The organism is Desulfosporosinus cupriresistens (genome assembly GCF_001707885.1).
GTDB lineage: Bacteria > Bacillota > Desulfitobacteriia > Desulfitobacteriales > Desulfitobacteriaceae > Desulfosporosinus.
This window is the reverse complement of record NZ_MASS01000057.1, coordinates 1-21,207: the sequence shown is the minus strand read 5'-3', so window position 1 is coordinate 21,207 and position 21,207 is coordinate 1. Positions and strand designations below refer to the sequence as shown.

The window sequence follows — 21,207 nt, the reverse complement described above, 5'->3', positions numbered from 1 at the left end:
CCTTTTGCTTTTTCAAGAAAATCGAGATCTAGACTACACATTTGAAATGACTATTCCTCTAACCCAGAAAAATCTAAAGTAGCAAAAAGATCTTCAAGCGTCTCCGCTCGCCGAATCATTTCAACACTACCGTCCATTTTGAGGAGCAACTCTGCCGAGCGTAATTTACCATTGTAGTTAAATCCCATAGCATGGCCGTGTGCTCCAGTATCATGGATAACAGCAATATCATCAATATCTATTCTAGGCAACGCCCTATCTATTGCAAATTTGTCGTTGTTCTCACACAACCCCCCTGTGACATCGTAAATGTAATCACACGGCCAATCTTCTTTCCCCATCACTGTTAAATGGTGATATGCGTCATAGAGACCAGGACGCATTAAGTCGGCCATACAGGCATCTAAACCTACATAATTTTTGTAGATTTCTTTCTTATGCAATACCTTGGTAACTAAATAACCATAGGGACCCAAGATCATCCGTCCACTCTCCATTGCGATCTTCAAAGGGTCCAACCCCTTATCTACAATCAATTTGTCATAAGCATTCTTTATCCCTCTACTTACAGCCTCCAGACTAACCGGTTCTTGCTCTGGTCGATAAGGAATACCAATACCCCCGCCCAAATTGACGAATTCAATTCTAATCCCTAACTTCTCGTATATCTCACCTATAAGTTTAAACATCATAATGGCAGTCTCAATAAAATACTTAGAATCAAGTTCATTGGATATAATCATCGTGTGGATACCAAAGCGCTCTGCCCCTTTTTCTCGGGCAGTCTGATAGGCTTCAAAGATTTGAGCCTTTGTTAAACCATATTTAGCGTCAGCTGGTTTACCAATGATCGCGTTTCCCCCATCGCGTAAACGACCAGGATTATAGCGAAACGATATAATTTTTGGCATACCAATATATTCTTCTAAATAATCGATATGAGTTATATCGTCGAGATTAATGATTGCGCCTAATTCTTTGGCTTTTTTATATTCGAGAGCAGGCGTATTATTGGAAGAAAACATAATATTCTCGTCAAAAATTCGAGCTTTTTCCGCTAAAATAAGTTCTGCCAGTGAACTACAATCTGCTCCGAATCCTTCCTCGCGCAAGATTTTAAGGATATAGGGGTTAGGTGTTGCTTTGACTGCAAAGTACTCTTTGAACTCAGGTGCCCAACTGAAAGCTTCAATTAACTTACGGGCATTTTCCCGAATAGCCCTTTCATCGTAAATATGAAACGGTGAACCGTATTGCTCAATCATTGTCTCCAACTGTTCCTTGGTAAAAGGTAATATTTTTTCTGCCACTATTGTTCCCCCCACATCAATGAATCTCTTCTAATAATAATAAAAAGAGCAGTTTAAAGAGTGCACTCCAAACTGCTACAATATTAAGCGATAGTGCTCCACCCATTACTGACACATCTAATATTATCAAGTTATTATATTATGCGACAACGTTTAGATAAATGTCAATCTATATTCTAACTTGTTTTCAATGCTAAGATGGAAATTTTTAGCTGGATTTCCTCCATTCTCTTAAGCAGACAAATCCAGCTAAAAACATAATGGAAACATCCCTAAATACGTGGTATAAACTAATTTTTTCCGGTCCACCAAATCCAAAACATCCACATCCGTAAGGCAGGATATTGCTATAATTTAAGATTATCTGAATAAAGAAAAACAAGGATAGCAAAAACAAGAACCCACTAGAATGCTTCGTTTTCCAATTCAAAACTAGAGATAATCCAGCCAATATTTCCAACCAAGGAAACACTATGGCGATCATTAAGGCCAGTGACTCCGGCAAAAAGGAGTAATATGCCAGAATGGTGGCTTTAAAAAGATACAGATTTAAAACCTTTGATCCTCCAGCCAATATGTATATACCTGCAAATAATAACTTCAAAATCAACTCGTCCCACCTGTTTCTCTAAAAAAATCCTTGTATTCCTCAACTGTTTTAAGTCCTCCGGTAATGCCCTTTATTATGTTATGGTTACTATATACATAAAGAGTTGGAGTTCCTTGTATTTGGAGGTCTTTGCGTAAATACTCAAATTTTTGTACATCGACCTTCACAATATTCTTGATCGTAAGTTCTTTCACTGCTTGTATCAACTTGGGTTCAGATTTAATACACTCTTCACAGGTTGGCGAATAGAAATAGACATAGAAACTTTCACCATTATCTATCATTTGTTGTAACTGATTTGGTGGAACATCTGGTATCTGAGCTGTTTTGAACGTGCGTGACTGCCATAAATAAATGCCAATGGATAAACAAATCCCCACAATAAAGATTATGAGAAATAATTTTTTCATTTCTTACCACATTCCCGTTTAATAATCATTTACGCTTCGCGTCATTACACTTTTTCCCATCTTCGAAAGATCCGGCAACTGTTGTGAATGTCTTTTACCTAAGCTATTAACCACCTTTCGCAAGTTTCCGCTTTTTGGGTTTACTGTTTTTATTTTTCGATACAGATAGAGCCTTCACAGCCCAATCCGCCAATAATTCCCTGTTTTCCAAAACATCAACAGGAACTTCGTAATAGGGCATTACCATAGGTTTGTCCTCAAAGGGTTGGAATGGTTCCATTCCTACCCTTTCATAGTCTGATCTATTGGAGTCATCCACCTTAAAATATAGGACGTCATTCGCTAGTATTCCGAAAATCAAACCGTCATAGTAAAGACCAGCACCGCCAAACATCTTTTTAACTGTAATAAAACCCAACTTTCCAAGTTGGTCTACTACATATTCTTTGTAACTTTCGCCAACTGTCATGATATTCCTCCATTTTAACGTATATAAGTTGAGCCATCCCGTCAGATTCCAACCCGGAGGGCTCTTATTAACCAAGGCCTAAATATATGTCTCAGTTCAAATACGTTTATCTCAATAAGCCCTAAGAACATGGAGCAAATATTCTTAATAGCCTCGTTTCATTGTTTCTCCATTCTGTTTTAATTACTTCATTATATAGCTCATTATAATATTTCAGCAACCCGTTACGATACCCTTCATCTCCTCTAAGACAACAAAAATCATCTGAAAAAAACTAAGCCAGGCCGTATTAAAAACGACCTGACCCTTCATATTATCACACTAGTTGTCAGAAATTCATTATATTGCTTCCGGCATTTGTTGTCCCACTGCCATTCATAACAGCCCTTCTAGAACTATTAGCGCTACTTCCGTTAGTCATCATGTTTCCCTCTGATTGACTCATAAATTGGTTCATTTTATCAAGGTTATCTTTCCCCATTAGAGCCTTAACATTTGGGTCTGAATTCATGAGATCTTGCATCGCTTTAAAATCCCCTGTTTTCATGGCATTCTGCATCTCAGCTGAATTATGGAAATTTTGCATGGCCGTCGAATTCATTAAGGTTTGATGTTGACCTGGTGAAAAGATTTGCTGCATGAAGCCTTGCATTTGCCCCACCCATGTGTGCCTTGTTGCTGAGTCGTTCCAGCTAGGGCAGGTAAAGCCATAAGCCCAACTGCTAACGTTGCGGTTCCTACGATTGCGGTGATTTTATTACTTAATTTTTTCATTGTGGATCTTCCCCCTAATTTAATCTTCATGCAAAGCTTCGCTTCTCTATGTCCTTAGTGTAACCTTGCGATTTGATCTTCTGATGAAAAAGTTGTGAATTTGTCATGAATAAAAAGGACGTAACAAAAACTATCATTTCGTTACGTCCTTCGGTATTAACTTTTGGTAACGAAATTCAATAATAGTAATGTTCATCTATGCACGAAAACAGCTCTTTATGGCATAGTTGATAAAGGGAACAATAATAATATATAATGACGATGTCATAAATCTTATTATGGGTTATATCGGGTGGAGGTTTTATGAAAAACAATAATTGTGGTGCGAATCCTAGAGCTCTTCCCTATTTTGCACAAGATTTTATCAATCATCTTGCAGTTATTAATAAGTCGAGAAATACTCAATATGCCTATGCCCATGAACTTAATTTGTTTTTTCAGTTCCTATGCAATTCCTTGACTACCTTCCCCTCTTCGCCTGAAGGCATAAATTCATTGTATTATATGGAGAATGTTGGGCATCGCGATATAGAAGCCTATTTAAGCTGGGCCAGGACCGAACGTAACAATGGAGTGCGTGCCCTGGCTCGCAAACAAGCAGTCATAAAGTCCCTTTATCGATATTTACTACGTGAGGATATGATTTCGAAAGATATTACCATCAAACTGGATCCGATAAAAGTCAATCAAAAGCTTCCTAAAGCTCTTGAGCCAAATCAAATTGCTGATCTTACTGACGTTTTAAAGAACGGAACTGGTTTATCTAAGGAACAGCTCAAATATCAAGCTTATACAGAAAAACGAAATTACGCAATTTTTCTTACGTTTATTGGAACGGGATTGCGTTTATCTGAACTTTGTAATCTCAATCTCACAACAACAAATCTTAATAAAGGTTGCTTTGAAGTGAATCGCAAAGGAGATAAAGAAACGGTTGTATACTTTAATTCCGAAATTGCCGAGGCCTTGAACGATTATATTGGCAATGAACGACCACGTTATGCTCTAGGTAAACCAGAGGCATTATTTCTCTCTATACAAGGAAAACGCATAAGCCCAAGAGCTGTCCAAAATCTTATTACCAGATATATGGAGATTCTTAAAACATTGGGCCATAATACTGACGGTTTTAGCGCACACAAAATGCGATCAACGTTTGCCACACTATTATTACGTGAAACGGATAACCTTGCAATTGTACAAGACGCTTTAGGGCATGCCGATCCCAGAACAACAAGGATTTATGCTAAGGTTTTAGATGAACAACTTAAACGTTCGGCTGCATTAATAAAGTTTAAATAGGAGATTTTGAATATCACTCGGCAATTAAGTTGTCGAGTGATTTTTTGTTGGACGTAAGATTGGATACAATAAGCACTATTTTTAACAAATCTAATATATTAATAAATAAGACTAAGACAGATTTCTTGCTAGTAAAGCTTTATGATAGCTGATATAAAAATATCTTAGATTGCATTGTTTAGGAAAAATTTATCTGTTTCGTGGAGGGTTAGAGATGAATAAGTTAAAACGTATTTCTAAAGTCTTTGAATCAGCAGAAGAAATTCCGATTGACGACTCCACTCGGATTATTCTAATGAGTGACGTCCATAGGGGGGATGGAGGCTGGGCAGACGATTTTTCTAAGAACCAAAATTTGTATTTTGCTGCTTTAAAGCATTACTATAATGAAAATTATATTTATATAGAGATTGGTGATGGCGATGAACTATGGAAGAATAAAAGACTTTCCGACATTATAGGCGTGCATAACAATGCATTTGAGCTTCTTTCAAGATATTATAATGAAGGTAGACTTTATTTTATTTTTGGGAACCACGACATGCTTAAAAGAAATGACAAATATGTAAAGAAAAATCTCTACCAATACTTTGATGAACGAGAGAAAAAGTACATCCCGTTATTCGAAAATATTCAGCTTCACGAAGGGTTGGTTTTAAAGCATAGAAAGACAAATCAAAAAATCCTTTTAATTCACGGGCATCAAGTCAGTTTCTTGGATTATGAATTGTGGAGGTTCTCAAGATTTCTAGTGAGGTATTTTTGGAGACCACTTGAGTTATTTGGCGTCAATGACCCGACAAGTACGGCCAAAAATTATAATAAAAAAGATGCGGTAGAAAGAAAACTTACAGAGTGGGTAACCCAAGAAAAACACATGCTGATTGCAGGTCATACTCATAAACCCATGTTCCCAGAAGTAGGCAATCCCCCATATTTTAATGATGGAAGTAGTGTTCATCCTCGTAGTATAACGGGAATTGAAATTGCGGATGGTGATATTACACTGGTCAAATGGAATGTTAAAACAAAGGATGATGGTACCTTGTATATCGACAGAGAAGTACTGGCAGGACCAAGAAAGTTAAAAGATTATCAATATAACAGTAGTCTCCCATGAACGGCTTGCTACGAATGTCGTTTTCAGACCTTGACCTATATCCATGTTGCTGGCGAGAATCTCTACAGTTTCATCTGTGTTTTTCTTGATTCTGACCACAGCCTTAATGATGCCACGTTCTCCGCACCAATGCCTTGACAAGTACAGCACTTGTCGGAATATCGGGTTGCAGAACCTCGCTAAAGGATACTCGACATCATCGGATATTCTTCATCATCGACTGTCCCTCCGGACCTAAAACGCACTCCGCTATTCAGGAAAGATGAGCGAAAAACTGCATCCGGTCCAAATCGTTCTCGAATTGAATCGATCGTGCGATCAACAGCTCTCTGTTTTGCGAAATCCTTCTCGAAAAGAGAAAGTTGTGTAAAATCATTTCTACATAACTCTGAAACACGAACTCCAAGATGCCGAACGGGCTCCCCTTTCCACAGTTCATCAAAAAGTTCGCAAGCTATCTCATGAATAGCATTTGTGCAATCTATCGCAGAGTTAATCTTGCGTTGGTGAGAACAAGAATGGAATTCGTTAGTCTTTAAGGAAACCGAAACTAAACGAGCGCAGTATTCTGCTTGACGAAGTCTTGCTGCTACCGTTTCAGTTAGAGAAAGTAAGACCAGATGAGCAGTTGTCTTATCCTCTACATCAAATGAAATTGTGGTTGAATTGCCGATTCCTTTGATCATAATTCTCCGATTTTCTCTTACGGGCGATGTATCGTTTCCATTCGCATAGTTCCATACTAACACCCCATGACTTTTCAAAAAAAGCCTTAGCATATTCGGATCTGCTTGAGCTAAAGCCCCAATAGTATTAATGGTTCTACTCCGCAACTTTTGGGCTGTCGCTCTCCCTACCATGAACAGTTCTTCGATGGGGAGACACCACATTTTATCGGCGATCTCATGCGGGAAAATGGTATGTATTTTATCTGGCTTTTTAAGTTCACTAGCCATCTTGGCTAAGATTTTATTGGTAGAGATCCCAACATTTACAGTAAACCCAAGTTCCTCTTTGATACGCTCTTTAATTTTGTAAGCTGTTTCAATGGGTTCGGCATAGATCCTTCCCATATTTGTGAAATCCATAAAATACTCATCGATAGAATACTGCTCAACTAGAGGTGAATACTCACGAAGAATATCACCAAAAGCATGGCTACATTGCATATATAGACCATAGTTAGGTGGCACGATGATCAACTCAGGACACTTCGTTTTGGCAGTGTAGATAGTTTCACCTGTTTGTATTTTATATTTTTTGGCAGGAATCGATTTTGTCAAAACAATCCCATGGCGTGTTTCAGGATTCCCCCCCACTACGGAAGGGACGGTCCTTAGATCAAGTGTTTCTCCGTGTTGAATTCTGTGGACAGCCTCCCAGGAAAGATAGGCAGAATTTACGTCTATATGGAAGATAATACGATTAGCCATAGCCTCACCCCCTTAAGAATATACGTTCCTATTTTACTAAAACATAAGTTCTTAGTAAAGAAAATACATTCGCCAAATTATAACAAAAGCTCTCCTATCAGGGTGATGGAGAGTTTTTGTGTCTGTTTTACTGCCAAATTTTTGTCTAGACATTTTCTGCTTTTTTAAGTAAAATATTGTTCGTACAGGAACAGTTTTATATAACACTAGGAGGGCTAAGGGATGAGAAAAATTGGCATGACTTTAGTGGCACTATGTCTGCTGCTAAGTGGATGTGGGACCACTCCGGTAAACCAGAACAGTAAACAAGTTAGTGCAACTGACCAATCCCAGGATATGTACATTATGGCCGGTCGAATTGAATCTGAAGCTCAGGCCAACGTAGCAGCAAAAATCTCGGCACGTGTCTCTAAACTTGCTGTGGACGTTGGGGATAAGGTAACCCAAGGACAACCCCTAATCTATTTAGATAATCAGGATGTTGCCGATCAGGTCAAACAAGCCCAAGCTGCGGTTGATGCCGCTCAGGCTAACTTGGATAAAGCTCTGATAGGGGCTCCAGAGCAACTTGCCCAAGCACAAGCAAAAGTAGATAGTGCAAAAGTTAATTATGATAATGCCAAGGTTAACTTGGATCGGAATGACCAGTTATTTCAAGCCGGCAGTATTCCCAAACAACAGCTTGAAGCAGCCCAGGGTCAGTTTGCCACTGTCGATACGGCATACAAGAATGCGCTATCAGACCTGGCCTTACTCAATAAAGGACAATCTCAAAATACCATTGATAATTTGCAAGCGTTGGTGAATCAATCCCAGGCCGCTTTAGGGTCGGCTCAAGTGCAGTTGAGTAATGGGACAATCGTTGCACCTGTTTCAGGTACCGTCAGCCAGCGCAATATCCACGTCGGTGAAATGGCTGCCCCTAACGTTACGTTGCTTTCCATCGTCGGAGGAACTAATTTGTTCGTCAACGCCAAAGTTCCTACCGATTATCTCAGCCAGTTGAAAGAAGGTCAGAAGGTCTCCATCATGATCGACGAACTGCCGGATAAAAGTTTCAAAGGTAGTATTGCTGTGATCAGCCCGGTAGTAGATTTCCACAGCAAACAGGTAGAAGTCAAGGTCACGCTAGACAATAACCAGTCCTTGATTAAACCTGGGATGATGGCTGAAATAGGTATTAGCAACACGAAATAATTGCTTTAGAGGGGGAAGACAGGGATTATGAATGGTAAGCGAAAGGTTCTGATTTTCTCAGTACTTATTATAATGGCGTTAGCCATAGCGGGAGTAGGTATGTATTATTGGTTTGAGAACACCAATTATGTTTCCACCGAGGACGCTCAGGTTACCGGAGATCTGGTAAACGTTACCCCGCAGATCTCTGGAAAATTATTGGTATTTAATGTTAGCGAAGGTCAGATGGTGCAAAAGGGTCAAATTCTGGGTAGGCAGGACTTGGGAAGTTTACCCGACTCCAGCCTGGAGATGGCTATCATCAGGGCGCCGATTACGGGCATAATTCTCAAAAAACAAAACTATTTGGGTGTCGTGGTAAGCCCTGGACAAACCTTGGCTATGATGGTTGACTCTAGTCATTTGTACATTAACGCCAACATTGAAGAGACCAAGCTGGAACGCTTGAAACCTGGCCAAGTAGTCGATGTTAACGTTGATCAGTTTCCAGACAAACACTTTTCGGGTACGGTAGATTCTATCGGACAGGCATCATCGGCTACTTTCTCCCTTCTGCCTACGAATACAGGCGGCACTTTTACTAAGGTAGTGCAAAAAATACCGGTGAAGATAACCTTAGCTAAAACCGATGTAAAGTTGTTACCGGGAACCAATGCCGTGATTAAGATTCACGTTAAATAACGGGGTGGCTTATGAAACCTGAAAAACAGGAAGATGGACTGTATAAGTGGTTAGGTTTACTGGTAGTCGTAGTAGGCACATTTATGGCTATCCTAGACACGAGCATTGTCAACATAGCGATTCCTAAGATGATGGCGGTTTTCGGCGTAACCGAAGATAGTATCAAATGGGTGTTAACTGGGTATATGTTAACTATGGGGATGGTAATTCCTTTGACGGGATACCTGGGAGACCGCTTCGGCAGTAAAAAACTCTACATTTGGGCCTTGACCGTGTTTACTGTGGGGTCAGCCTTATGCGGGCTTGCTCCGAGCAACTCGTTCATGATTGTCGCCCGCATCATTCAAGCCCTCGGCGGCGGAATGATTATGCCGGTTGGGATGTCGATGATTTATCAAATGTTCCCCCCCGAAGAAAGAGGAACGGCCTTGGGGGTGTGGGGGATTGCTGCCATGGCTGCTCCTGCTATCGGGCCGACCACGGGCGGATTTATCGTGCAGTATTTGGACTGGCGCCTCATCTTCACGGTTAACATTCCGGTAGGAGTAGTCGGAGTAATTCTAGCTATTCTGCTGCTCAGGGAACTGCCTAAGCGCCCTACCAAAGGATTTGACTGGATTGGCGCGTTTTCTTCCGCAGTAGGACTTAGCTGTTTACTTTATGTATTTGGTGAAAGTTCTATTGACTGGAACGATTTTACTAATATATTATTAATACTAGTTGGAGCATTCAGCCTGGTATTGTTCGTTGTTAATGAGCTTACCCACCCCGATCCTCTGCTGGATTTGGGTCTGCTGAAAATATGGCCCTTTACACTCAGTATCCTTATTTCCAGTATCATCGGCGTTGCGCTGTTTGGCGGGGTTTTTTTGTTGCCAATCTTCTGGCAAAACCTTCAGGGGTTTACCGCGCTGCAGACCGGTATGTTTATGTTTCCCAGTGCTGTTGCCACCGGCATTACCATGCCTATTGGCGGTAGGCTCTTTGATAAGTTCGGGGCTAAGCCTGTTGTACTCCCTGGATTAATTCTCTTAGCAATAACTACTTTTCAGTTGACCAATATCACCTTAAGTACAGACCCTCATACAATTATGATTATCTATATGCTGCGCGGAGTAGGGATTGGACTGGCCATGATGCCGTCTTCCACTGCAGGTATGAACGCAGTGCCAATCCATTTGATTGCTAGGGCTTCGGCTTTATCCAATGTGGTTAGACAAGTAGCTAATTCTCTAGGGGTTACCATCCTGACAACCTTTATGACCAACACGCAGGTTACAACCTATTATAGGATGGCTGAAAAGGTTAATTGGTTTAATTCAGGCAGTGTATACCTTATGAATGCGGTGAAAGGTCTATTTATGCAGGGCGGTATGTATTCTGGAGATGCCCAAGGAGTCTCAGTTCAAGTAATCTACGGTGTTTTACAACGTCAGGCACTTGTGCAAGCCATTGACGATACGTTTTTTGTGACCTTTTTAATTGTCCTGATCACAGTCGTCTTAGGGCTGCTAATACCCAAACAGAAACCGGTGGTCGAAGCCTCTTCTGAGGATCATCAAGTAATAATGGAATAGGTGGTGACCTATGAATTTCCCTACAGACTTCGCAGATGAAATAGCCAATCTGTTTAAGAGTATCCACAAAACTTATCATGATTATATCTTGTCTCAAGTTGCGTGCCATAACTTCACTGTACCTCAGTTGATGGTACTGCACGAACTGTACCATCACCCGGAGATAACTCTGACCGAACTCAGTGAGCGAGTTGACCTAACAAAGAGCACTGTATGCGGTATCGTGAATAGACTTGAGTTGCACGGAGCAGTGAAAAAGGTAAAGGTGAGTGAAGACCGACGGATCGTCAGGATATCGCTTACGGAAGAAGTATCCGCAGTACAGGAAAAGTTAAATGCTATTCGCAAAAATTACTTGGCCGAATTGTTTAAGAATACTGATCCTGAAGATCTTGAAAAAATACTCTATGGACTCAAGCAACTCAATAATGTAATGAAAAACTACCAACCAGATGAACATTGCCGATTTAAATAATATAGAAAACACCAGGTCACTTTAATGTGAGCCTGGTGTTTTTTGTCGCTACCCCTTCCCTAGCAACCTATGATCATTATTAATGTAGAAACTCATTTGAGCTTATTCTTTCAATTTAATTCTAATCCCCATTACCTCTTGGAAAAATTCTATATTATTTAGGATCCCTGGATTATTCTTTCGAGGAATCATTTACCAGCGGATGATACGGCACGCTGGTCACGAGGATATTCTTTTGTAGTAAAAGTAACAGTTTCATTAACTGCCCGGTCTGGTTGTGCAAAAAGTTCTGCCATAACTTTGGTGGGACAAACTCAGGTATAACCATCGTGACTGTTGAATATTGCGGGTCTTTCTCAAGAGTATCTAGGTACTGCAACAGGTCTTGAACGGTAGCTCGATAAGGAGAATCTACAACTACTAGATCTATTTGAATATTGTTTTGTTTCCAATGTTTTTGCAGCTTTTCTGCCCTTTCCTTGTCCGAAGCAATGTGGACTGCCGAAATTAGTGGAGTCAACTCATACCCATATTGAAGGGCCTTGAGAACTATTCTGTTCAAATCGAATACTGGAACAACAACTTTGCTTCTATATTCTGAAAGGTCTACGTTGGAACGACGATTTGAAATTCTAGTAATTTCCTTATTAAATGCTGCGATATCTTCTTTTGTTGGTTTAATGAGCTTGATTTCGCGCTTGTAAACGTTTGATACACCATTGAAGAAAAACATAAGCAAGGGAATGATAATAGCAACTAACCAGGCTCCCTCAGTAAATTTAGTAATCAAGAATATTATAAACACCAAAAAAGATATCAGTCCGCCGAATAAGAAGATTATCAAATCCTTGAAATAACCCTTGGGTCTACTCTCAAGGCAATGTTTAGCCAAGCCAAACCCAGTGAGGGAAAAGCTGATAAAAACGCCAATAGCATATAATGGCAGCATACTATGGGTATCTCCCTCAAAAAGAATAATCAAGAGTATACCTATTATGCTCAATGTCCAAATTCCTGCGCTATACACTAACCGGTCACCAAGATTTTTGAAATAGCGAGGAGCATACCCGTCGCGCGCCATTAAACTCAACAGAATTGGTAAACCTACGAAGGGTGTATTCGCGGCAATAACCAAAATAATTGCGATGCCTGCCATTAAAATATAATACATAATTGTTTTGCCAAAAATTATTAATCCCAACTGGTTTATGATGGTATTGTCATCACTAGGAATTAGTTGATATTTACTTGCCAGAAACACCATTCCTACAAGGCCAACCACTACGATAAATCCAAGCACGAATAATGTATTAATGGCTCTTTTCTGTGCTGGGGCTTTGAACGCTGTTACCCCGTTGCTGACGGCTTCTGTCCCTGTCAAAGCAGTAGTACCTGCTGCCATGGCCCTCAGAAAGATAAATAATGTTAAAGTCTGGGTATTTGCTGCAATGATTGCCTGCGAATGTGGTATGGGAGTTATTCCATACACAAAATACTTGAACAAGCCAAAACCAACCAATCCGAAAATACTGATTATATAGGTATAGACCGGAAGAGCAAATAATCGAGCTGACTCTTTAAGCCCACGCAAGTTAACAATGGTCATAAAAACGATAATGAGACAATCTGCTAATATTTTGTGAGGAGTTGGTTCCAACCAGCGAAATATTCCGGTGAGATTTTCAACTGCCGAACTGACGCTGACTGCTACAGTTAAAATATAATCAATGCTCAGACTAGCACCAGCCAGTAACCCCATTTTTTCTCCTAAGAAAGCATTGGCAACGGTGTAAGAGCCTCCACCTTGGGCATATTTTTGTATAGTGCGGCGATACAGCATTAAAATGCTTAACAGCAATAGCACGATAGCACCGGTCACCTTCATCGATGCTGCATAGCCCGCTGTTCCTGCTAAAATCAAAACATACAATATCGCATCTGGAGCATAACCTTGAGAAGATATGACATCAGAACCAAAGACGGGAATACCGCCAAAGATACCTATTTTATGGTTTTCAGCGCTTTGCGTGGTAAGAGGATGTCCAAATATTAAGGTTCTAAACCTTAACCAAAATAACTTACTATTGGCAGGAGCCATATGTAAACAACCTTCTTTCAATCTTTAATCTCATTACGGCAATGACCACTCTCATCAATCTGTCACATACAGTTTCCTTCCTGAATAGATTATTTATTCTTATCAATGAAAGTAATTATGGGTACTAAAAATGTTGATACAGATACGATCTTCCATACTGCTACAAAGCCATTTTTATCGTAAAAATAACTGCAGAGAGAACATATTTCTCTGAATTATGCCTTATTATAGCTCTAAAGTAATAAATAAAGTATAAAGAAATACATCAAAAGCATAAAGAAAACATAAAGATTAATCTAAATAAAAAAGAATATTTTGACAAATTAAAAAACCTTTTATAATAAAAAATCCTCCACATCTACTAGTGCTGAGGAAAGGGTAAGTTATTATAACAATCGATAACCAACGCCTGGTTCGGTAATGATATGGCGAGGACGAGATGGATCACGCTCTATCTTACGTCTAATCTGACCCATGTAAACTCGAAGGTACTGGATGTTATTCTCGAAGATTTGTCCCCAAACCGAACGAAGCAAAAACTTGTGCGTTAGTACCTTTCCTGCATTGGTTGCCAGGCATTTTACTAACTCGTACTCTATGGGAGTTAATTTAACTTCCACATCCATTAATTTAACCTGGCGATAACTCAGATCAATCGATAAATCATCAAACCTCAACGTCGGTTCTTCTTCGACTCCCACCGAATGACGTAAGGCTGCCCGCATCCGTGCCAGTAATTCGCCCATACCAAACGGCTTTGTTACATAATCATCGGCACCATTATCAAGAGCGGTAATTTTATCAGTCTCCTGTTCTTTGACTGAAAGAATGATGATCGGAACCTTGGACCATTCTCTGATTTTGCAAAGCACTTCTATTCCGCTCATATCAGGTAGTCCTAAATCTAAAATCACAAGGTCAGTGCTTAATAAAGCAACTTCGTTTAAGCCCGCTTGGCCAGTTCCCACTTCTCGTACTTCATAGCCATGACTGGTTAAACTAACCCGCAATAACCTTCGGATTTGGGTTTCATCATCGATAATTAAGATTCGTTGCCCTTTTTTATCTATGTCAATCTCCTCCTTCGACTGGAACTTTACCGGAGAATTCGTAATCTATGGGTAAATTAAAAATAATCGTTACACCACCAAGCTCATTGTTCTCGGCCCAAATATCACCGTCATGTGTTTCAATAATTCCTTTACAGATCGATAAACCAAGACCTGTTCCACTTACTTGAAGTGGAGAACTGAGCCGATAGAACTTATCAAAAACCTTGCTTAAATCGGTTTCAGGGATACGTGTTCCCCGATTGGCTACAGCTATCTCCAATTTCATTTCTATTTGCCTGACTGATATTGTTATCTTGCTGTCCGGCTCAGAATACTTGACTGCATTGTCCAGTAAGTTAACTAATACTTGTTCAATCAAAACATAATCAGCATAGACTAAGGGCAAGCCAGCAGGGATATTAATATCCAGCAAACGTTTGGCAAGAACTATATCTAAACGGTTAATTGCTACTCCGATAATATCTTGAATATCACACCAATCTTTGTTTAGTTTGAGCATTCCACTTTCCAGACGGGCCATGTCTAATAAGTTATTGACAAACCGATTCATTCTTTCGGCTCCTTGAAGAATCGTTTGCAATAAATCCTGCCGAGCTTCTCGAGAATACACAGCATCATGGTCTTCTAGCAGCCCTGTAGCCGCACCGATAATTGAGGCCAAAGGTGTTCGCAAATCATGGGATAAAGAATTGAATAATGCTGTTCGTAACCGTTCGGACTCTGCTAAGGTATGGGCCTGTCTTGCTTCATCAGCCAGTTTTATCCTATTGATTGCCAGCGCTGCTAGCCCTGCAAAAGCATCTAAAAAGCGAATTTGTTCGGGGTTAACCGATTCTGCTTGATTATTGAAACATATTCCTAAGACTCCTTGGGTTCCCTGTTCTGTGGTTAATGGTAAGTAAAGTGCATTAGCGGACCCTAACGTTTCAGTTCCTTGACCAGCTTTTAGTCCCCTCACATAGACCCAAGTCGCAACAGCCAATTCACTTTCGGTCATGAAATGATCAGAACTCGAACTTTGGCTTAATACTAATTTATCTCTTTCATCCGGTAATAACAGAACAACCTGACCATCCAGGGTATCCGCAATCTTGCGAGCAATGCTGTCCAAGACCCTCTCTAGTCTATCGACTGCAGTAAGGTCCCGGCTAAGGGAGTATAAGGCAGAAACCTGCTGCTCACGATGCCGGGAATATTTAATCTGGTTTTTTAGTCGACCAGACAGAGTCCCGGTTACGAAACCCACGATCATTAAAATGACAAAGCTTATAACATAACGAAAATCATCCACTGTAAACGTGTGGAAAGGTGGAACAAAGAAGAAGTCGAAGATGACAACACCCATCCCAGCCGTAACAATAGCCGGCAACTTACCCCAGCGAGCTGCGCTGAGGAGAACAGGCAGAAGATAAAGCATTGAAATATTTATAGGCCCTAGAAATGACTGAATTGGAGAAACAACGAGGGTCATAGCCGTCATCATCAAAACAGACATGATATACGGTGTATAGGAATACTTTTTGCGAGGCGGTAGGTTTGGGTTACCTATCGATGTACGGCTGTCGTTGGCTTTCTTTCCAAGCTTTTGGCTTGCTGCTTCCATTTGTCCAGAAATAACGTGGATGCTGATGCCATGGCTGTTCCGGATTACGTTATCGACAATAGAGCCATGAAGCAACTCCTGGAAACGCGTTCGTTCTGGCTTACCAATGATTATTTGAGAAACGTTGCGTTTTCGGGCCACCGTTAACAGCTCTTCCACAACGTCATCGCCATGAAGACTAACAATTTCTGCACCTAATTTTTCCGCCATACGCAGGTTTTTAGCCATAGTGTCCTTTTCAGCTTCGCTCTTAGGCAGTCGACCAGGAGAGGCAACATGGACAGCCAACCATTCAGCATTCTGGCGCGTTGCCATTCTCTTCGCCGTTCGGATTAGTCGAGCAGAAAAACGACTACTGCTTACACAAACCATTACTTTTTCTCCCGAAGGCCAAGGACCAGCAATGCCATGCACCCGCATATAGGACTCCATCTGGCTGTCCACTCGTTTGGCCGTATAACGCAAGGACATTTCCCGTAGGGCATTGATGTTCCCTGGACGAAAGAATTTCTTCATAGCCTCAGTGGCTTGTTCAGGAACATAAACTTTACCTTCTTTGAGCCTTAGAATCAGCTCATCCGGCGTAATATCCACCATCTGAATTTGAGAAGCAATTTCCAGCACTCGATCAGGCACTGTTTCACGTACAGTTACGCCAGTTATCTGGGCCACGACGTCATTGAGGCTCTCTAGATGTTGGATGTTCAAAGTGGTATACACATTAATGCCAGCAGCCAGCAACTCTTCGACGTCCTGGTATCGTTTCGTATGACGGGAACCCGGAATATTGGTGTGGGCTAATTCATCGACTAACGCTAGTTGGGGATGATGTTCCAAGAGCGCTTCCAAGTCCATTTCTTTAAAAGATTTATCCTTATATTCCTGCATTTTTATGGGAATAACGGGAATACCCTTAAGTATGACCTCAGTTTCGGCTCTGCCATGGGTTTCGACTAAACCAACCACTACGTCCACACCTTCGGCCAATCTTTCCCGGGCAGCCTCTAACATGGCATAAGTCTTACCCACCCCGGCGGCCGCTCCCAGAAACACGGTTAGTTTTCCTTGGCCCTCCTTCTCAATGCTGGCTAGCAATTCGTCTGGATCAGCTCGTTTATCATTGATCATTGTTTAAACATCACCCTGCTTTTAAAGAATCCAATGCCCTATTTAATCTGAGCACATTGACTCGTGGCTCACCTAAGAATCCAAACTCCCTACCCTCAGTATATTGCTCTACCAGGGATTGGACCTTTTGCTCGCTGAGATTCCTCGCCTTGGCGATCCTTGCCACTTGAATACGGGCTGCTTCCGGACTAATGTCCGGATCTAATCCACTGGCAGAAGCGGTGACTAAATCACTGGGAACGGGAGCATTAGGAGTTAGCCCGTTATCGATTCTTACCTGCTCTGCACGTTTCGCTACTTCATCCAGTAACGCTTTATTTGTTGGCCCTAAATTAGAACCTCCCGACTTGGTAGCATCATATCCGTTAGTACCTGCTGCTGACGGCCGTCCCTGAAAATAACGGGGGTCGCTAAAGTTTTGTCCGATTAGAACTGAACCAATTAATTCATCACCTTGATACGAGAGTGATCCGTTGGCCTGTTTAGGGAAAATTGCTTGGGCTATGCCTGTAATCAAAAGAGGATAGCCTATGCCCGTCAACAAGGTCATGACGAGAAGTAACATCAAGGCCCTGGACATTGTCTTAAGCATCGAAATTCTCACCCTTTCTATTTTAGCTTAAACCTAATAGAACTAAAAGCATGTCGATGACCTTGATACCGATAAAAGGAGCGATCAAACCACCTAAGCCGTAAATAAGAAGATTACGCCGTAAAATTACATCGGCCCCCAAAGGACGGTAGGCGATTCCGCGCAAGGCTAATGGAACTAGTGCGACGATAATTAATGCATTAAAGATAACTGCCGATAGGATGGCACTTTGGGCTGTGGCTAACCCCATGATGTTTAAAAGGCCAAGTTGAGGATAAGTCGCAATAAACAAAGCCGGAATAATTGCAAAGTATTTCGCAACATCATTCGCGATGCTAAACGTCGTCAGCGCCCCTCTTGTCATCAAGAGTTGCTTGCCGATTTCGACGATTTCAATAAGCTTCGTGGGATTACTGTCCAGATCGACCATATTGCCCGCTTCCTTGGCAGCCTGTGTCCCACTATTCATAGCCACGCCCACGTCAGATTGGGCCAAGGCTGGAGCATCGTTGGTACCATCTCCGGTCATAGCGACCAAATTGCCTTTGGACTGATATTCACGAATGAGTTTTAACTTCGCTTCCGGTGTGGCCTCGGCTAAGAAATCATCGACTCCCGCTTCAGCAGCAATAGCAGCAGCTGTTAAGGGGTTATCTCCTGTAATCGTCACAGTTTTAATACCCATCCGGCGCAGTTGGGCGAACCTTTCGCGAATCCCACCCTTAACAACGTCTTTAAGGTAGATGACCCCTAAAGCTTGGTCTTTTTCGGCCACAACTAAGGGAGTTCCGCCTTTTTTAGCAATATCCTCCACTGCAGACTTAACCTCAGGGGCCATTTGCCCACCGTTATCCTGTAAATACTGTTCAATAGAATCCATTGCCCCTTTACGGATTTCCCGACCTTGAAAATCTACGCCGCTCATTCGAGTGTGGGCACTGAACGGGATGAATTTGGCTCCAATGCTATTAATATCCCGCTCTCGCAAGTTAAACTTTTCCTTGGCCAAAACAACGATACTCCGTCCTTCAGGAGTTTCGTCCGCCAGGGAAGACAATTGCGCGGCGTCAGCCAGCTTCTCCGGTGAAATACCAGGGCCGGATACAAACTCGGTAGCCATTCTATTTCCAAGGGTAATTGTGCCGGTCTTGTCCAAAAGGAGTACGCCAACATCCCCAGCCGCTTCCACAGCCCGACCAGACATTGCCAGAACATTTCGTTTTAACAGACGATCCATGCCAGCAATACCAATGGCACTAAGCAAACCTCCGATGGTGGTTGGAATAAGACAAACCATTAGCGCGGCTAAAACGGGTATCGATAATGTAGCCCCTGAGTAGATGGCAAAGGGCTCTAAGGTTACCACTGCCAGTAAAAAAATAATGGTTAAACCAAGCAAAAGAATGTTAAGCGCGATTTCATTGGGAGTTTTCTTACGTTTGGCACCTTCGACTAAGTTAATCATCCGGTCTAGAAACGTTTCCCCTGGATTGGCCGTAATGCTGACTTTAAGCCAGTCGGAGAGCACCTTTGTACCACCAGTTACCGAACTTCGATCACCACCTGATTCCCGAATCACTGGTGCAGATTCCCCAGTAACGGCACTTTCGTCAACGGAAGCAATCCCCTCAATCACTTCACCGTCACCGGGAATGATGTCTCCTACCTCCACAAAAACTATATCCCCTTTGCGCAGTTGGGACGCTGAAATGCTCTCTGTTTTTTCGCCGGAAAGCTTTTTGGCTGTTGTCTCACTGCGAGTTTTGCGGAGAGCAACTGCTTGTGCCTTACCCCTTCCCTCAGCAAGAGATTCGGCGAAGTTAGCGAAGATAACCGTGATCCATAGCCAGAAAGCAATTTGACCATCGAACCAAAAATTTTTCATATAATGGGCGCCTATATCTCGGATGGTGAAGTAAGTTGTTAAGACCGCAAGTACCTCCACCACAAACATTACAGGATTAGTCCATTGGACTTTTGGATTTAGTTTCTTAAACGATTCTTTAACCGCTGCAGAAAATATAGCGCGATTGAAGCCCGAAGAGTCACTCATATTCGTTCCTCCTTAAAATATGTGTCCTGCTTGCATCAATAACTGCTCTATGATCGGTCCCAATGCCAAGGCAGGAAAAAAGGTTAAGGCTCCAACGACTAATACCACGCCTGCTAAAAGGCCTGCAAATAACCCACCCGTTGTTTGAAAAGTACCTGCCCCTGCTGGTGTCGTTTTCTTTGTTACCATGCTGCCGGCAATAGCTAAAGCAGGCAGAATAACTCCGAAACGCCCGATGAGAATGGATAAACCGATAGCCACATTGTAGAAGACTGTATTAACATTTAGCCCAGCAAAGGCGCTCCCATTATTACCCCCAGCAGATGCAAAGGCATAGAGAATCTCGCTTAGACCATGGGGGCCGGGATTGGCTATAGAAGAAGTACCCGCCGGAATAACTATGGCAAGAGCACTACCCAATAAAATGGTGGCCGCTGGGATAAGCACAGCTAAGATTGCCATTTTCATTTCAAATGACTCAATCTTTTTCCCTAGATATTCTGGAGTTCGCCCCACCATTAGGCCAACAATAAAGACGGTAAGAATTACAAACATCAATATTCCGTATAATCCCGCTCCCACGCCGCCAAACACGACTTCGCCAAGCATAATCTGGAGCAGCGGCACGAGTCCGCCTAACGGTGTAAGACTGTCATGCATTGCATTGACTGCTCCACAGGAAGCTGCAGTGGTAATGGTAGCAAACAAGGCAGAGTTAGCAACACCAAACCTGACTTCTTTCCCCTCCATGATGGTTGAACCGCTAATGCCAAGTTTACTGATTAAAGGATTACCCGCTAATTCAGAACTATAAATCGTTCCCAGCATGACGACGAACAGTACCATCATTGCCACAAGAATAACCTTACCTTGTTTAGAGTCTTTTACCATTTTCCCATACATAAAGGTCAAACCTGCGGGAATGAGTAGGATAAATAACATTTCCAAAAAGTTGGTGAACGGTGTTGGATTTTCAAATGGATGGGCTGAGTTAGCATTGAAAAATCCGCCACCATTAGTACCGAACATTTTTATAGCTTCTTGAGAAGCAACAGGCCCCATGGCGATTGTCTGTTTAGCACCTTCCAAAGTGTGCAGCGATAAATAGGAAGACAGATTCTGAATCACCCCTTGAGAAGCAAGCACCAAGGCACCAATAATTGATAAAGGAAGTAAGATGCGGAGAACCGATCTGGTCAAGTCTACCCAAAAGTTACCGATTGACTTTGCCTGATGACGGGTTAAGCCACGAATCAGGGCAACCACCACAACCATCCCGGTAGCTGCAGAAACAAAATTTTG

19 protein-coding genes are annotated in these 21,207 nt (G+C 41.8%); 6 read left to right on the top strand and 13 right to left on the bottom strand.

The window, feature by feature from the left end:
* Nucleotides 1–50: 50 nt before the first annotated feature.
* From DSBG_RS17785 to DSBG_RS24235, 6 genes are all read right to left on the bottom strand, one after another.
* Complete coding sequence (locus DSBG_RS17785) at nucleotides 51–1,310, bottom strand: diaminopimelate decarboxylase family protein (protein ID WP_068965763.1); 1,260 nt, start codon at nucleotides 1,308–1,310, stop codon at nucleotides 51–53.
* A 208-nt stretch (nucleotides 1,311–1,518) separates the two neighbouring features.
* Nucleotides 1,519–1,914 carry a MauE/DoxX family redox-associated membrane protein gene (locus DSBG_RS17780; protein WP_242877721.1) on the bottom strand — a complete coding sequence of 132 codons (396 nt, stop codon included), beginning with the start codon at nucleotides 1,912–1,914 and terminating at the stop codon, nucleotides 1,519–1,521.
* Nucleotides 1,915–1,916: 2 nt separating this feature from the next.
* Complete coding sequence (locus tag DSBG_RS17775; RefSeq protein WP_068965759.1) at nucleotides 1,917–2,330, bottom strand: thioredoxin family protein; 414 nt, start codon at nucleotides 2,328–2,330, stop codon at nucleotides 1,917–1,919.
* Nucleotides 2,331–2,436: 106 nt separating this feature from the next.
* On the bottom strand, nucleotides 2,437–2,799 hold the full coding sequence (locus tag DSBG_RS17770) for a TfoX/Sxy family protein (RefSeq protein WP_068965757.1): 363 nt from the start codon (nucleotides 2,797–2,799) through the stop codon (nucleotides 2,437–2,439).
* Nucleotides 2,800–3,127: 328 nt separating this feature from the next.
* Entirely contained in the window at nucleotides 3,128–3,400 is a 273-nt protein-coding gene (locus DSBG_RS24240; RefSeq protein WP_348980986.1) for a hypothetical protein, read from the bottom strand.
* Nucleotides 3,400–3,573 (bottom strand): hypothetical protein, encoded by a 174-nt coding sequence (locus DSBG_RS24235; protein ID WP_348980985.1) that lies wholly within the window; start codon nucleotides 3,571–3,573, stop codon nucleotides 3,400–3,402. The genes DSBG_RS24240 and DSBG_RS24235 overlap by 1 nt, the downstream gene beginning before the upstream one ends.
* Nucleotides 3,574–3,876: 303 nt before the next feature.
* On the opposite strand from DSBG_RS24235, the gene DSBG_RS17760 reads away from it, so the two are divergent.
* Both DSBG_RS17760 and DSBG_RS17755 read left to right on the top strand, forming a co-directional pair.
* Nucleotides 3,877–4,875: a tyrosine-type recombinase/integrase gene (locus DSBG_RS17760; RefSeq protein WP_068965755.1), complete on the top strand. Its 999-nt coding sequence runs from the start codon at nucleotides 3,877–3,879 to the stop codon at nucleotides 4,873–4,875.
* Between the two features lie 214 nt (nucleotides 4,876–5,089).
* On the top strand, nucleotides 5,090–5,995 hold the full coding sequence (locus DSBG_RS17755) for a metallophosphoesterase (protein ID WP_068965753.1): 906 nt from the start codon (nucleotides 5,090–5,092) through the stop codon (nucleotides 5,993–5,995).
* Nucleotides 5,996–6,174: 179 nt separating this feature from the next.
* Here DSBG_RS17755 and DSBG_RS17750 read toward each other — a convergent pair whose 3' ends face one another.
* Nucleotides 6,175–7,428 carry a DNA polymerase Y family protein gene (locus DSBG_RS17750; protein WP_068965751.1) on the bottom strand — a complete coding sequence of 418 codons (1,254 nt, stop codon included), beginning with the start codon at nucleotides 7,426–7,428 and terminating at the stop codon, nucleotides 6,175–6,177.
* Between the two features lie 222 nt (nucleotides 7,429–7,650).
* Here DSBG_RS17750 and DSBG_RS17745 point away from each other — a divergent pair, with 222 nt between their 5' ends.
* From DSBG_RS17745 to DSBG_RS17730, 4 genes are read left to right on the top strand one after another with little or no spacing between them, the layout of a single operon-like run.
* The gene (locus tag DSBG_RS17745) at nucleotides 7,651–8,625 is read left to right on the top strand and encodes an HlyD family secretion protein (protein ID WP_068965749.1); all 975 of its coding nucleotides are present in this window, start codon (nucleotides 7,651–7,653) and stop codon (nucleotides 8,623–8,625) included.
* Between the two features lie 27 nt (nucleotides 8,626–8,652).
* Nucleotides 8,653–9,306, top strand: coding sequence for an HlyD family secretion protein (locus tag DSBG_RS17740; protein ID WP_068965747.1), 654 nt, complete (start codon nucleotides 8,653–8,655; stop codon nucleotides 9,304–9,306).
* Nucleotides 9,307–9,317: 11 nt separating this feature from the next.
* Entirely contained in the window at nucleotides 9,318–10,883 is a 1,566-nt protein-coding gene (locus DSBG_RS17735; protein ID WP_068965745.1) for a DHA2 family efflux MFS transporter permease subunit, read from the top strand.
* Between the two features lie 10 nt (nucleotides 10,884–10,893).
* Nucleotides 10,894–11,358, top strand: a complete 465-nt coding sequence (locus DSBG_RS17730) for a MarR family winged helix-turn-helix transcriptional regulator (protein WP_068965744.1) — start codon at nucleotides 10,894–10,896, stop codon at nucleotides 11,356–11,358.
* A gap of 172 nt (nucleotides 11,359–11,530) precedes the next feature.
* On the opposite strand, the gene DSBG_RS17725 is transcribed toward DSBG_RS17730, so the two are convergent.
* From DSBG_RS17725 to kdpA, 6 genes are all read right to left on the bottom strand, one after another.
* The gene (locus tag DSBG_RS17725) at nucleotides 11,531–13,456 is read right to left on the bottom strand and encodes an APC family permease (RefSeq protein ID WP_068965742.1); all 1,926 of its coding nucleotides are present in this window, start codon (nucleotides 13,454–13,456) and stop codon (nucleotides 11,531–11,533) included.
* 386 nt (nucleotides 13,457–13,842) lie between these two features.
* Entirely contained in the window at nucleotides 13,843–14,526 is a 684-nt protein-coding gene (locus tag DSBG_RS17720; protein ID WP_083236948.1) for a response regulator, read from the bottom strand.
* A 1-nt stretch (nucleotide 14,527) separates the two neighbouring features.
* A complete protein-coding gene (locus DSBG_RS17715) occupies nucleotides 14,528–17,260 on the bottom strand; it encodes a sensor histidine kinase (protein WP_068965740.1) in 2,733 nt (910 codons plus the stop codon).
* A 10-nt stretch (nucleotides 17,261–17,270) separates the two neighbouring features.
* Complete coding sequence (gene kdpC, locus DSBG_RS17710; RefSeq protein WP_068965738.1) at nucleotides 17,271–17,852, bottom strand: potassium-transporting ATPase subunit KdpC; 582 nt, start codon at nucleotides 17,850–17,852, stop codon at nucleotides 17,271–17,273.
* Between the two features lie 22 nt (nucleotides 17,853–17,874).
* Nucleotides 17,875–19,905 (bottom strand): potassium-transporting ATPase subunit KdpB, encoded by a 2,031-nt coding sequence (gene kdpB, locus DSBG_RS17705; protein WP_068965736.1) that lies wholly within the window; start codon nucleotides 19,903–19,905, stop codon nucleotides 17,875–17,877.
* Nucleotides 19,906–19,917: 12 nt separating this feature from the next.
* Nucleotides 19,918–21,207, bottom strand: a 1,290-nt coding sequence (kdpA, locus tag DSBG_RS17700) for a potassium-transporting ATPase subunit KdpA (RefSeq protein WP_068965732.1), incomplete at its 5' end; no start/stop codon positions are given.

Excerpts from the sequence above, each read along its gene's own strand:
- DSBG_RS17770 (WP_068965757.1), bottom strand. The coding sequence starts at position 2,799 with ATGACAGTTGGCGAAAGTTACAAAGAATATGTAGTAGACCAACTTGGA.
- DSBG_RS17760 (WP_068965755.1), top strand. The coding sequence starts at position 3,877 with ATGAAAAACAATAATTGTGGTGCGAATCCTAGAGCTCTTCCCTATTTT.
- DSBG_RS17775 (WP_068965759.1), bottom strand. The coding sequence starts at position 2,330 with ATGAAAAAATTATTTCTCATAATCTTTATTGTGGGGATTTGTTTATCC.
- DSBG_RS17745 (WP_068965749.1), top strand. The coding sequence starts at position 7,651 with ATGAGAAAAATTGGCATGACTTTAGTGGCACTATGTCTGCTGCTAAGT.
- kdpC (WP_068965738.1), bottom strand. The coding sequence starts at position 17,852 with ATGCTTAAGACAATGTCCAGGGCCTTGATGTTACTTCTCGTCATGACC.
- DSBG_RS17750 (WP_068965751.1), bottom strand. The coding sequence starts at position 7,428 with ATGGCTAATCGTATTATCTTCCATATAGACGTAAATTCTGCCTATCTT.
- DSBG_RS17715 (WP_068965740.1), bottom strand. The coding sequence starts at position 17,260 with ATGATCAATGATAAACGAGCTGATCCAGACGAATTGCTAGCCAGCATT.
- kdpB (WP_068965736.1), bottom strand. The coding sequence starts at position 19,905 with ATGAGTGACTCTTCGGGCTTCAATCGCGCTATATTTTCTGCAGCGGTT.
- DSBG_RS24235 (WP_348980985.1), bottom strand. The coding sequence starts at position 3,573 with ATGAAAAAATTAAGTAATAAAATCACCGCAATCGTAGGAACCGCAACG.
- DSBG_RS24240 (WP_348980986.1), bottom strand. The coding sequence starts at position 3,400 with ATGAATTCGACGGCCATGCAAAATTTCCATAATTCAGCTGAGATGCAG.
- DSBG_RS17725 (WP_068965742.1), bottom strand. The coding sequence starts at position 13,456 with ATGGCTCCTGCCAATAGTAAGTTATTTTGGTTAAGGTTTAGAACCTTA.
- DSBG_RS17730 (WP_068965744.1), top strand. The coding sequence starts at position 10,894 with ATGAATTTCCCTACAGACTTCGCAGATGAAATAGCCAATCTGTTTAAG.
- DSBG_RS17740 (WP_068965747.1), top strand. The coding sequence starts at position 8,653 with ATGAATGGTAAGCGAAAGGTTCTGATTTTCTCAGTACTTATTATAATG.
- DSBG_RS17755 (WP_068965753.1), top strand. The coding sequence starts at position 5,090 with ATGAATAAGTTAAAACGTATTTCTAAAGTCTTTGAATCAGCAGAAGAA.
- DSBG_RS17735 (WP_068965745.1), top strand. The coding sequence starts at position 9,318 with ATGAAACCTGAAAAACAGGAAGATGGACTGTATAAGTGGTTAGGTTTA.